The 13,130-nt window shown below is 38.0% G+C and carries 9 protein-coding genes and 1 pseudogene; 7 read left to right on the top strand and 3 right to left on the bottom strand.

The annotated features are described in order from the left end of the window. Positions 1–36 precede the first annotated feature (36 nt). A complete protein-coding gene (locus J2Y40_RS23570; protein WP_153394812.1) occupies positions 37–1,176 on the bottom strand; it encodes a TlpA disulfide reductase family protein in 1,140 nt (379 codons plus the stop codon). Between the two features lie 220 nt (positions 1,177–1,396). On the opposite strand from J2Y40_RS23570, the gene J2Y40_RS23565 reads away from it, so the two are divergent. The 5 genes from J2Y40_RS23565 to J2Y40_RS23545 all read left to right on the top strand — a co-directional run bounded on the left by J2Y40_RS23565 (position 1,397) and on the right by J2Y40_RS23545 (position 8,882). Beyond that, positions 1,397–1,912: an RNA polymerase sigma factor gene (locus J2Y40_RS23565; RefSeq protein ID WP_153394814.1), complete on the top strand. Its 516-nt coding sequence runs from the start codon at positions 1,397–1,399 to the stop codon at positions 1,910–1,912. 83 nt (positions 1,913–1,995) lie between these two features. Next, positions 1,996–3,261: a histidine-type phosphatase gene (locus J2Y40_RS23560; protein WP_310001748.1), complete on the top strand. Its 1,266-nt coding sequence runs from the start codon at positions 1,996–1,998 to the stop codon at positions 3,259–3,261. Between the two features lie 104 nt (positions 3,262–3,365). Next, positions 3,366–4,187: a FecR family protein gene (locus J2Y40_RS23555; protein WP_310001747.1), complete on the top strand. Its 822-nt coding sequence runs from the start codon at positions 3,366–3,368 to the stop codon at positions 4,185–4,187. 83 nt (positions 4,188–4,270) lie between these two features. After that, the gene (locus J2Y40_RS23550; protein WP_153394820.1) at positions 4,271–7,261 is read left to right on the top strand and encodes a SusC/RagA family TonB-linked outer membrane protein; all 2,991 of its coding nucleotides are present in this window, start codon (positions 4,271–4,273) and stop codon (positions 7,259–7,261) included. Positions 7,262–7,265: 4 nt separating this feature from the next. Beyond that, positions 7,266–8,882 (top strand): RagB/SusD family nutrient uptake outer membrane protein, encoded by a 1,617-nt coding sequence (locus J2Y40_RS23545; RefSeq protein WP_310001746.1) that lies wholly within the window; start codon positions 7,266–7,268, stop codon positions 8,880–8,882. A gap of 81 nt (positions 8,883–8,963) precedes the next feature. Here the strand turns inward: J2Y40_RS23545 and J2Y40_RS23540 are convergent, their stop codons facing one another. Next, complete coding sequence (locus tag J2Y40_RS23540; protein WP_310001744.1) at positions 8,964–9,929, bottom strand: hypothetical protein; 966 nt, start codon at positions 9,927–9,929, stop codon at positions 8,964–8,966. Between the two features lie 137 nt (positions 9,930–10,066). Between J2Y40_RS23540 and J2Y40_RS23535 the strand changes: the two genes are divergently transcribed. Next, positions 10,067–10,435 (top strand): hypothetical protein, encoded by a 369-nt coding sequence (locus J2Y40_RS23535; RefSeq protein WP_310001743.1) that lies wholly within the window; start codon positions 10,067–10,069, stop codon positions 10,433–10,435. 73 nt (positions 10,436–10,508) lie between these two features. Here the strand turns inward: J2Y40_RS23535 and dnaK are convergent, their stop codons facing one another. Beyond that, the gene (gene dnaK / locus J2Y40_RS23530) at positions 10,509–12,410 is read right to left on the bottom strand and encodes a molecular chaperone DnaK (protein WP_153394827.1); all 1,902 of its coding nucleotides are present in this window, start codon (positions 12,408–12,410) and stop codon (positions 10,509–10,511) included. 475 nt (positions 12,411–12,885) lie between these two features. Between dnaK and J2Y40_RS23525 the strand changes: the two are divergent. Further along, a pseudogene (locus J2Y40_RS23525) lies at positions 12,886–13,130 on the top strand (T9SS C-terminal target domain-containing protein); the annotation flags it as partial.

Below are 13,130 nucleotides of genomic sequence, written 5' to 3'. Positions count from 1 at the left end.
GATAATTTGTTTCTTATTTCATTACAATTTTGAAAATTACTTCCCAATCAGCTTTTTTAATTCTTTTTCATCCGATAATCCGGTAGAAGCTGATAGTATTTTAAGATTATGATCAACCAGAACAGTATACGGAATGGCCTGATTGAGTCTAAAATGAATTTGAAGAGCTTCCTTCTCAGCACTGTTATTGCTTATGATCAGCTGTTTCCAGTTCATTTTTTCTTCTTTCAAGGCTTTTTGCCAGGCTGCTTTGTCTGTATCAATAGAAACGGAAATCAATTCAATTTCCTGTCCGTATAAGGAATAGATTTTCTTCAGCATCGGGATTTCCTGTCTGCAGGGTCCGCACCAGCTTGCCCAGAAAATGATTAAATGTTTTTTGTAGCTCTTATCGGCAATTTCTCTTTTTACTCCGGTATGATCTTCAAGCAGAGGAAGAGGAATATTGTTTTCGTTAAATCTTTTTTTGTTATAGGTTTGAAGTTCCTTATACATTTTACTTTGTGTAATTTCCCCCTTAAAAGATTTCAGAAAATCGTCTACCTGCTGTGCAGAAAAGCTGTTCTTATTTTCGTTGATTTTATTCAATAAATGAAACGAATAAGGATATTTGATTATTTTTTCCTTCACCGTCTGAGCGGCTCTTTCTTTAATCTCTTCAAACAGATCAGCATCCACATTAAACAGAGCCTCCGTCTGTTTTCCGGCAGCAATTTCAGGGACGGTTACCAGTTTATAGCTTTCCGAAAGCTTGATATTTTTGGGAACAAAGTCTTTGAATTTACCATTAATTGTGATTTGCGGATCATTCATAAAAAACTGGGATTCCCATTTTCCGTTCCTGTATTTTGCATGGGTGGGAAAACTAAAAGCTCTTAAAACTCCTTTCTGGTCTATATGATCCAGCCCAATATAACTGGGAACTTCCTCTGCTTTCCACTGATGGGTTAACTTAAAATTACCTCCTTTCGTTTTTACGCTATCAATTCTTTGAGAGGGGTTGCCTTTATAGATATATAACATTCCGTCTGGCAGATTGGGAATTTTGCCCTGGATAATGGTTTCTTTTTCTTTCTGAGCACATGAAATCACTGAAAGTACAATACAGAAAACAGATAATAATTGAAACCCGAACAGTAAACGTAAAACTATAGGAATAGTTTGTAAAAATTTCATGGAATTAGTTTTTGATTTACACCCTACGAATGTAGTTATTTTCCGGTTATTAATTCACTTTTAACTCCAGGAAGCATTATCAGCATAAATAAATTCAAAAAAAATAAAATATTCATTCCATAATGTACAATCATTAAATACTTTAGACGATTTTAATCAAATTTGGTCATTTTTGTTATATTTGAAAACGTTACCTGTTAAATAAGTACCGTTTTTTAACTTGGACTCTTTATTTGAAAAATTATATACCGGCTATAAGCATCAGGTCTTTTTTTTCGTGAAAAAATATGTTCACGGACAGGATGACATTGAGGATATTGTTCAGGATATTTTTGTTCATTTATGGAAACACAGAGATTCTTTAGGTACGAATACAGATGCCATTGTTTACAAAACAGCCAAGCAGGAAATTGCCAATTTTTACAGAAAAAATAAGCTTTCTTTTACCGACCTCAACGAAGCATCTGTTCCGGATACCGAAAAAGAAGAATATGATGAGGAGGAATCCGGAAAACATCTGGAACAGATTAAAAATTTACTGGATCAGGTTCCTGATAAAAGCAAATCATTCTTCCTGAAACATAAAATTGAAGGACAGAGCTATTCCCAGATTGCCGAAGAACACAGCATTTCTAAAAACGCTGTTGCCAAGCACGTGAATAAGGTACTGAACCTCATCAAAACTCACCTCCATTTCTTTTTTTCGTTATTAATTCTCATAAAAAAGTTTTTTTAGGGTTGACGATTCCGGATTTCTGCGTAGTAGTATACAGCAGACCATTTATTGTACTGCTTGAAGAATCCGAAAAATAATTCATCATGAGAAAAACGTTATCCTTTCTTTTTTTACTTTCAGCTGCTGTTTTCTATAATGCACAAACTACTAAAGAAGAGATCACTTCCGATCTGAGAAACACAGGCGGAGTTTATCTGGCCTACCCTACTCCTACTCAAAAATTGACGGCAGTTCCTTCCGGATATCAGCCGTTTTACATCAGTCATTACGGCAGGCATGGTTCCAGATGGCTGATCAATGAAAAAGATTTTTCCGGGGTAATGGGTATCCTGAAAAAAGCAGCAACCAATAATGCATTAACGGAAACCGGAAAATCAGCTCTTCAAAGGCTTGAAAAGATCTGGATACAGGCTGAAGGACACAACGGAGATCTTACCGAACTCGGCGCATTACAGCATAAGCAGATTTCACAGAGAATGATCAAAAATAATCCGCAGGCTTTTGAAGGCAATGCCATTGTGACCGCCAAATCCACGGTGGTACCGAGATGTATTCTCAGCATGGCTTATTTCTCCAATGAAATTATGGCCTACAATCCTAAAGTGAACCTCACCATGGAATCTTCGGATAAGTATATGAAATATCTTAATCATCATACGAAAGAATCTATTGATTTTCGTGCAGGAGATAATTTCTGGCAGGAGGAAAAGAGAAAATTCAGACAGGATCATTTCCAGACCGGAAGATTCATCAAAAATCTCTTCAATAATGATGACTACGTCTATAAAAATATAAATCCTGAAAAGGTAATGGAAGCATTTTACTGGATTGCCAGCGATATGCAGAATCTGGAAACCGATATTTCTTTCTATGACCTGTTCACCAAAGACGAAATTTTCAATATTTACCAAAGCGTCAATTATCAGACGTATGTGAATGACGGCCCTTCACCATTGAGCAAAGGCCTGGTAAAGAACAATGCCGCTCCATTGGTTAAAAATATCCTTGCTGAAGCTGATGATTATATTAAAAACAATAAAAAAGGAGCTTCTTTACGATTTGGCCATGATGGGAACATTATTCCACTGCTAGCTTTCCTGAATATTGAGGGAATGAACAGAGAGGAAGCAGATCCCAAAAATGTTTATAAAGTCTGGAATACTTTTCAGGCAGCTCCAATGGCCGCCAATTTACAAATGATATTCTACAGAAATAAAAAAGATGATATTCTGATAAAACTGCTTCATAATGAAAAGGAAGTGCATATTCCGGTTCAGACTGACAGCTTTCCATATTATCATTGGCAGGATGTGAGAACGTATCTGGAAACACTTACTAAGTCTCTATAAAAAATTATCAAATTGAATATCAGTGTTTTAAAAAATAATATTCTCAAAATTAATTTTTCAGGTTGACGATTTAAGATTTCCGCGTAATACTAAATAAGACTATTATGGAAGACCAAAATTTCAGACATAACTGGGAAGAAACCTCCAGGGAAAACCAGAAGATCGATAACCTTACGGATGCTCGTATCAGGGCAGGTATTGAGCGTAAATTAAAATCCCGTAGAAATAATTACAGAAAATTATACTGGACTGCCGCCGCTGCAGCTGTAATCATCGGAATCTTCATGACGTGGAATAACCCGTCTCCTGTATCTAAAGAAACGGTCAAAACACAATACTATTCCAGCTCTGATTATACCAAAACAATCCATCTGCCGGATGGGAGCCATATTGTGCTGGAACCTCACAGTACGCTTGTTCTTTCCAATGAATTTGGTAAAGAAGACAGAAAAATCACTTTTACCGGCAAGGCTACTTTTGATATTGCCAAGGATAAAGCCAGACCATTCCGTATTAATGCTAAAGATTTTGAAGTTCAGGTTTTAGGAACGAAATTTTTCCTGGATCAGACAACCGGGAGCCAGAAAGTGGAATTGTTTGAAGGAAAAGTAATGATCAGCCATCATGGAAAGACCACCTATTTACTGCCTAATGAAAGCTGGAATCAGAAAGCTGAAAATAAAAAGCAGACCTATTATGCTGCTGATTCTAAACGGGATTTTTCTTTTGAGGACGATAATTTCGGAACGATTATCTCGGAACTGGAACAGGTATATCATATAAAAATCCGTTATCCGAAAGAATATGAAACCAAAAAGATAAGAGGCTCTTTCTCCGGAAATCTGGATGAAGTTTTATCTGCCGTATGCTATCCTTTCAACCTTAAAACGGTAAAAATATCAGATAAAGAAATAGAATTACAATAAAAAAAGCACCGATAATTGGCGTTATCGATGCCGGATTAACTCTTAAACTCGCGAAAGTCTAATTAAGTTTAACTCCCAAATTTATGAAAAAAACAATAATATCCATTGTTTTACTGGTTTCAATCGGGACACCTGCTCTTCATTACGGGCAAAACAGGACCTCTCCGGCTACTCAGCAAAAAGTAAACCGGGTACCCATTTCCAAAGTTCTTGACAAACTCAGCAAAACATCAAAAGTTCAGTTCCTGTATTCCAGTTCAGATTTCAGGGATGTTCTTATTGATGAGAGCAACATCAATTACTCATCTCTGGAGCAGTCTCTTACTTACCTTAAGAAACATTATCCGCTGGAATACGAAATAAAGAACAATACAGTTATTCTCCGCAAAACAGCGGCCCGAAAGGCAATCGCTCAAAATTCAGAAAACTTTTCTGCGTCCGATACTTTGGCTATAAAGGAGAAAAAAATTGATGAAGTAGTCATCATCGGATACGGAAAGGTAAAGAAATCGGATGCCACAGGTTCACTGACTACGGTAAAAATTGACAGTGAAAACAACGGAAGCCCAGTTTCTGCACAGGATGCACTGGCAGGAAAAGCTGCCGGGGTGAATATCATTTCTCCCGGAGGAGCTCCCGGTGCCGGCTCTACCATCAGAATCAGAGGAGGTTCTTCCCTTTCGGCCAGTAATGACCCGTTGATCGTTATTGATGGAATTGCCATCGATAATTCCTCGACTTCAGGTTCCAGCAACATCCTGGGAATGATCAATCCGAATGATATAGAAAGCTATACCGTTCTTAAAGATGCTTCTTCCACAGCCATCTACGGTTCCCGTGCTTCCAACGGAGTGATCATTATTACCACCAAAAAAGGAAGTAAAAAGACCAGATATCAGTATTCATCAAACACCAAGGTGAGCTACAATCCCAAAATGCTGGATGTTCTGAGCGCTGATGAATACAGAAGCTTCATCAAAAATCAATATGCAGGCAACAGTACAATTATTAATGGCCTTGGTGCTTCCAACACTAATTGGCAGGATGAAATCTACCGTACCGCGGTGAGTAATGATCAGAATTTCAGTATGACGGGTGCTGTTAAAGAAATTCCATATCGTTTATCTTTAGGCTATACCAATCAGGAAGGGATTATCCGTAAAAATGCCTATGAAAGAATGAATATGAGCCTTGCCCTGAATCCTTCTTTCTTCAATAAACACCTGAACGTTAACCTGAATTATAAGCCAAGTATTGAGAATAATGATTTTATTTCCAATCCGGCAAGTGGTGCAGCGTCTTTTGACCCTACCCGTCCTGTGTACAGCAATTCTTCTCCATATGGATTAGGCTATTTTATCTGGACAGATGCTTCAGGGAAACCGATCACTCAGGCCGGAGCGAATCCTGTTTCTGTTCTTGATCTGCGAAAAGATGAATCTAAAGTGATCCGTCACATCGGTAATATCCAGATGGATTACAAAATTCATGGATTTGAAGATTTAAAACTGAACGTCAACGCGGGTTTTGATATGCTGAAAAGTGACGGGGACGTATTTGTTCCGGACAATTCCCCGCTTTCATGGACTTCTATCGGAAATGATGGTCAGGGGCTTATAGAAGCGTATACCCAGAAAAAGAAAAACCTTCAGCTGGATCTTTATGCCGATTATAACAAAAGTATCGGAAGCCATAAAATTAATGTGATGGGAGGTTATTCCTGGCAGAAATTCTGGAAAAGCTATGATGACAACCAGACGAATCTTACGGGATCCAAAATTTACCGGGATATTGTTACCAAATCTGAGTATTATCTGGTTTCGTTTTATGGACGTCTGAATTACAGCTTCAAAGACCGTTATCTTTTCACAGCGACACTAAGGAATGACGGTTCTTCCCGTTTTTCTAAAGAAAATCATTGGGGGCTCTTCCCTTCGGCCGCTTTTGCATGGAAGATCAATGAAGAAAGTTTCCTGAAAGACAAGAATATTTTCTCTGATTTAAAACTGAGATTAAGCTACGGAAAGACCGGCCAGCAGGATATTGGTGGTGATTATGAATGGATGCAGACCTACACTTTCAGCCAGTCCAATGCGATGTATCAGTTTGGGAACCAGTTTTACCAGACGATTCGTCCAAATGGTTACGATCCCAATCTGAAATGGGAAACCACCTCTACCTACAACATCGGTCTAGATTTCGGAATCCTCAAAAACAGGGTTTCCGGAACGGTGGAAGTCTATAAAAGAACAACGGATGACCTTCTGAACAAAATTTCTGTGGCTGCAGGTTCCAATCTTACCAATATGATCTATACCAACATCGGCTCAATGGAGAATAAAGGGGTTGAGCTTACTTTAAATACCATTCCTGTAAAAACGGATAACTGGCAGTGGAATCTGGATATGAATCTTTCTTTCAATAAATCAGAGATCACTAAACTTACTCTGGTGGACAGTCCTGATTATGGAGTGAATATCGGGAACGTTTCGGGGGCTACCGCAGGAACCATCCAGGTTCATTCAATCGGATACTCTCCTTACACGTTTTATCTGTATCAGCAGGAATATGATGCCAACGGAAAACCCATTGAAGGAAAGTATAAAGGTGGCCTTGTAAAAGATAAGAGCCCGATGCCGAAGTCTTACCTTGGTATTTCCTCAAAAGTAAGCTATAAAAACTGGTATTTAGGATTCAACGGTCATGCTAATTTTGGAAATTATGTTTACAACAATGTGAAATCTAAGGATTATAAAACAAAAGCTTATTCAGGAAACGGAACGTACAGCAATCTTTTGAGCTATACGGCAGAACAGGGATTTGACAACCTGCAGCTCTACTCGGACTTCTTCCTTGAAAAAGCATCGTTCTTCAGGATGGACAATATCACTTTGGGACACAATTTTAAAAACATCAGCAACAAGTTTGATCTGGGAGTGAATTTATCCATGCAGAACGTATTCGTCATCACCAAATACAGCGGACTGGATCCTGAAGTCTATCTGGGAATTGACAATAATATCTATTCAAGACCACGCTCGTTCCTTTTCGGGCTTAATGTTAACTTTAAATAATATCATGATGAAACGTTTATATATACTACCGTTTATACTCCTTCTTTTTACAGCAGGCTCATGTGTTAATGACTTAGACACCGCTCCTATTGATCCTAATATGGTAACCGGGGAGCAGATCTACTCCAATCCTGCAAATTACAAAGGTGTTCTTGCCAAATGTTATGCTGCATTATGCCTGAGCGGGCAGGAAGGTCCTACCGGAGATCCGGATATGGGTAATTTTGATGAAGGCTACAGTTCATTCATCCGTCTTGCATTTTATATCCAGATCCTTACAACCGATGAAGCGATTATGGGTTCACAAACCAACGGTCTAAGACAGCTTGCCACCAATACCTGGGATCCCAATACGGCTATTTTGAACGGATATTACGCAAGATTGTACCAGATCATCGGATATACCAATGAGTTTTTAAGACAGACTACCGAAAGCAAACTTGCGGAAAGAGGCCACACTGATCCGGATTTTAAACAGCAGGTGAACTATTTCCGTGCTGAAGCCCGTTTCCTGAGAGCTTACTCTTACTGGGTTCTTCTGGATACCTATGGAAAAGTCCCTTTTGTAACCGATGCTGATAAACTGGATCCCCAGTTTCTGCCTAAACAGATTTCCAGAACGGATCTGTATGCTTATGTTGAAAATGAACTTAAAGAAATTGAAACCACCCTTCCCACATCCAATGAATACGGGAGAGTGGACAAAACCGCTGCTGATTTCCTTTTATCAAGACTTTACCTGAATGCCCAGGTGTATACAGGTTCTCCTCAATGGACAAAAGCTGCTGAATATTCGGAAAAAGTGATTGGAAGCCACTACAGCCTTTCACCGAAATATCTTTACAACTTCCTGGCAGATAATAATACATCTCCTGAGATCATCTGGTCCCTGAATATGGATGGTATCCACTCCAAAACCTATGGAGGAACAACGTTCTTTGTACTGGCACAAACCGGAGGAACCATGCTTACTTACCTGAATATGGGTATTGCCGGAGGATGGGGAAATATCCGTGTTCGTCCGGAATTTGTCAACAAGTTTCAGGCAGCAGATCAAAATTTCAGTACTTCAGATCCTAATGCTTTCACTAAAAATGACAGCAGAGCATTGTTCTTTAATATTGGTCACAAAAAAGATATTGCTGCTCTTCCCGGAACCTTCCAGGATGGATACGCTTTTACCAAATGGAGAAACGTTACCAAAACCGGAACTGCGGGTTCTGATGCAGCCTATGTAGACACCGATTTCCCGATGTTCCGTCTTTCTGAAGCTTACCTGACAGCAGCTGAAGCCTATTTAAGAACAGGAAATACTTCTACTGCCCTTAATTACGTGAACATAGTAAGAAACAGAGCCTATAACAACGGAAACGGAGCGATTACCTCATCTGACCTGAACCTGAATTTTATTCTGGATGAAAGATCAAGAGAACTTTCATGGGAGCTTGTCAGAAGAACTGACCTGATCCGTTTCAATAAGTTTACCGGAGCTGATTATACCTGGAGCTGGAAAGGAAATACCCAGACAGGAAAAGGAATTGCAGAAAAGTATAACATCTTCCCGCTGCCTTCCGCTGATATTACCGCCAACCCAAATCTGAAACAGAACGACGATTATTAATACACATTAACATTTCATAATAAAGACACCTGGTTATCCGGGTGTCTTTTTTTGTAGAAATTATTCTGTACTGGACTAAATTTATCTGTCACAATTAGCCGTAAATACAGGATTGGGTAGCTTTTTCACGGTTGTCTGTGGCTGTGAAGTTCCTGCGATTCTGTCAAATTTCATCAGAACATCATTGTTATGGTAATCTTTACTGTTATAGTTCAGTTGTTTTGCCGGGACAGACGGATTTACATATACATTTTTTACTTTGTCATACTTATAGCTTTCCAGACTAATTTCCCTGTCCATATCATCATGGGTATTATAAGCGTTGTTGACTAATTTATAATCTGCAGCAAAAGCCCGGTTGAAAGCCCCTTCTATAAATTTCAGTTCTTCTTCATTAGGAAATGCTTCTTTGATTGTAGATTTTTTGAAAGGCTTTCCTGAATCATCATCCGGATCAGATAAACCATTTTTTGTTATTTTAAAAATAAAATCATTGTGGTACAGACTGTCCTGCATATGCTGAACGATAAAGTCATTATAATCTTCTGTTGGGAAACTGTACATCAGCTTCGGTATATCAACACCTCGTCCATTCTCATTGTTTTGCTCTTCCAGTAATGTAATGGCTGTAGGTTTTTCTTTGAAAACATGAACATTAGGATAGTCAAAACAATTGGCATTTTCATTAAAAAGCGGCTGCATTTTATTGGGAAACTCACCTACTACAATTCCATTACCGATACCATCTCCCATGAAACTGATGCGCATTCCTGCTTTAATAGAAGGTTTTTTCCTTGCATAGACATAAAATTTGGCATCCGGATTTTGGGGTTTTAAATAAAGATGATCTTTTTCAATACTCCAAGTTCCTTTTATCAGTGTTCCGTAAGCCATGACCAGAAAGGTTTTGTTTTTGTTGATGACAAAAGCGGCCCCTTTAGCCTTATAAACCCCGTCGATATTTTCAGCATTTTTCTGAGCGTAGATCAGAGTACAGTAAAACATCATCAAACCTGCAAGCATTCTGCTAAAATTCAATTTCATCATATCAATATTTTGATAAAGATCGGGAAAAAAAGTTGAAAATGGTTTTTAAGACTCATAATCATTATAGTTATTTATATCCAATTTAGATATTAAAAAAAATGCCATACATTCGCGGAATCAATCAAATATTTTACGCTATGAATAAAATTATTTTACTTTCAGCTTTATTATTTTCCTCTTTATCATTTTCCCAGCAGCTTACGGGTGTAGGATTTCAAAAGGATGAAAATGAATCCTGGGCTATTCAGGTTGATCTCTCCTCAAAACAGAATGTTTCCGTTTCTTATCCAATACTGGGATGCTCCGGTAAATGGGTTCTGATTAAGGAAGAAGCTAAAAAAATCCTATTCAAGGAAGTAATTGAAAAGGGATTGGATAAATGCATTCCAACCAGCTTTATTTCTTTAGTGAAAGATGAAGTGTCTCCAACCGCTTACAGGTTTTATATTTTTGAACAAAAAGAAAGTAAAGTTCCTTATGCTATCGGGGTTCTTGAAGAACAATAAAATACAAAAAACCGCCGTATAACTCATTTATACGGCGGTTTGCTATTTATTGTAAATTGATTTTAATCAATCATTATTTCACTTCTTCGAAGTCTGCATCTTGTACATCCTCACCTCCAGCATTGTTACCTCCAGGGTTTTGAGCTCCTGCACCCGCATCAGCACCTGGCTGTTGACCAGCTGCGTACAATTCTTCAGAAGCGGCCATCCAAGCTGCATCTAACGCTTCAGTTTTAGCTTTTACGTCGTCAGCATTTTTAGCTTCGAAAGCTGTTTTCAATTCTGCGTGAGCTGCTTCAATAGCTGCTTTTTTGTCAGCAGAAAGTTTTTCACCGAATTCTTTCAATTGCTTTTCAGTCTGGAAGATCAATCCGTCAGCTTTATTGAAGATCTCAACTTCTTCTTTCTTCTTAGCATCAGCTGCAGAGTTTTCCTGAGCTTCTTTCTTCATTCTTTCAATTTCTTCGTCAGAAAGACCTGAAGACGCCTGAATTTTAATCGTCTGCTCTTTACCTGTTCCTTTATCTTTAGCTGATACGCTTAGGATACCGTTAGCATCAATATCGAAAGTTACTTCAATCTGAGGAACTCCTCTTGGTGCTGGCGGGATATCTGTAAGATCAAATCTACCAATTTCTTTGTTATCGTTGAACATGGATCTTTCTCCCTGTCCTACTCTGATGCTTACTGCCGGCTGGTTGTCAGAAGCAGTAGAGAATACTTCAGATTTCTTCGTTGGAATGGTAGTATTCGCTTCAATTAATTTAGTGAATACAGATCCCATTGTTTCGATACCTAAAGAAAGCGGGGTAACGTCAAGAAGTAATACGTCTTTTACATCACCTGTTAATACACCACCCTGAATAGCTGCACCAATTGCTACAACCTCATCCGGGTTCACTCCTTTAGAAGGTTTTTTACCGAAGAATTTTTCAACTTCTTCCTGAATGATCGGGATTCTTGTAGAACCTCCTACCAGGATTACTTCGTCGATATCTGAAGTAGATAAACCTGCATCTTTTAATGCTTTAGCAACCGGCTCCATAGATCTTCTTACAAGATCTGCAGATAATTGCTCGAATTTAGCTTTAGTTAAAGTCTTCACTAAGTGTTTAGGACCTGTAGCTGTAGCTGTGATATAAGGAAGGTTGATCTCAGTCTGTGGAGAAGAAGACAATTCGATTTTTGCTTTTTCAGCCGCTTCTTTCAATCTTTGAAGAGCAATGGCATCAGTTTTTAAATCTACTCCTTCTTCAGCTTTGAACTCATCAGCCATCCAGTTGATGATCACATCATCAAAGTCGTCACCTCCAAGGTGAGTATCACCGTTTGTAGACAATACTTCAAATACACCGTCTCCTAAATCAAGGATAGAGATATCAAAAGTACCACCTCCAAGGTCATATACCGCGATTTTCTGATCTTTATGGTTTTTATCAAGACCGTAAGCTAACGCTGCAGCTGTAGGTTCGTTGATGATTCTTTCTACTTTAAGACCAGCGATTTCACCAGCTTCTTTAGTAGCCTGTCTCTGTGCATCATTAAAGTAAGCTGGAACAGTGATTACCGCTCTCGTTACTTCCTGTCCAAGATAATCTTCAGCCGTTTTCTTCATTTTCTGAAGAGTCATTGCAGAAATTTCCTGTGGAGTATATTCTCTGTCGTCAATTTTTACTTTTACGGTATCATTCGGTCCTGCTACTACTTCGTAAGGTACTCTTGAAATTTCCTTAGCATCTTCTTTAAAATGAGTTCCGATAAATCTTTTGATAGAGTATACAGTTTTCTTTGGATTCGTTACAGCCTGTCTTTTGGCAGGATCTCCTACTTTTCTTTCACCATCTTCTGTAAATGCTACGATAGAAGGTGTTGTTCTTTTACCTTCAGCATTAGGAATAACAACAGGGTCTTTACCCTCCATTACAGCAACACAAGAGTTGGTTGTTCCTAGGTCAATTCCAATTATTTTACTCATAATATTTTTAATTTTTCTAATTTTTATATTTTAATTTACACTCTCAATTTCTCAATATCCATACCATTCAAAAAAATATGACAAAATGACACAATAAAAATAAAACCCCGATACAATCGGAGTTTATTTGAATTAATGCTGGAAATATTTTCATTTTATTTTTTACAACATCTGTCTTTCTTTCCCTATATAATCAGAGAATAATCTTTCTTTAATATATTTATTATGCAAATTCAGTCAATTTCAACAAAATTTCCTGATCTATATTCTATTATTAATTAAAAAATATTTTTTTCAGAAAAAAACACGACAAGTTTTGTCGTTTCATAGAAATACATTTACAAAACAGACACTTATGATTGCATAAAAAACACCATGAAGTGACAAAATTCATAATAATTCTTATTAATAGGGATTTAATATATGCTAATAAATGTTAATTTTGTAAACATGTAATAAAAAAAATAAAAACCAAATGAGAAAACTCTACATGAGTGCATTAATGATATGCACGGTCCTGAGTATATCAGCTCAAGAAATTCTCTGGCAGAAAGACCTCAAATCCTCCACTCAGGATTTCCTAAGCCAGATTACCACCACCATCGATCAGCAGTACCTGATCACTGGAAGTTCCATCCAGACAAAAAGCCAACAGCCAGCTGCTAACAAGCAAAACAACGGCTACGATTTCCACTTGGTTAAACTCAACCAGCAGGGAGA

Origin of the sequence: Chryseobacterium sp. 2987 (assembly GCF_031456375.1) — a bacterium.
Lineage (GTDB): Bacteria > Bacteroidota > Bacteroidia > Flavobacteriales > Weeksellaceae > Chryseobacterium > Chryseobacterium vaccae.
This window is presented reverse-complemented; position numbering and strand designations above follow the sequence as displayed.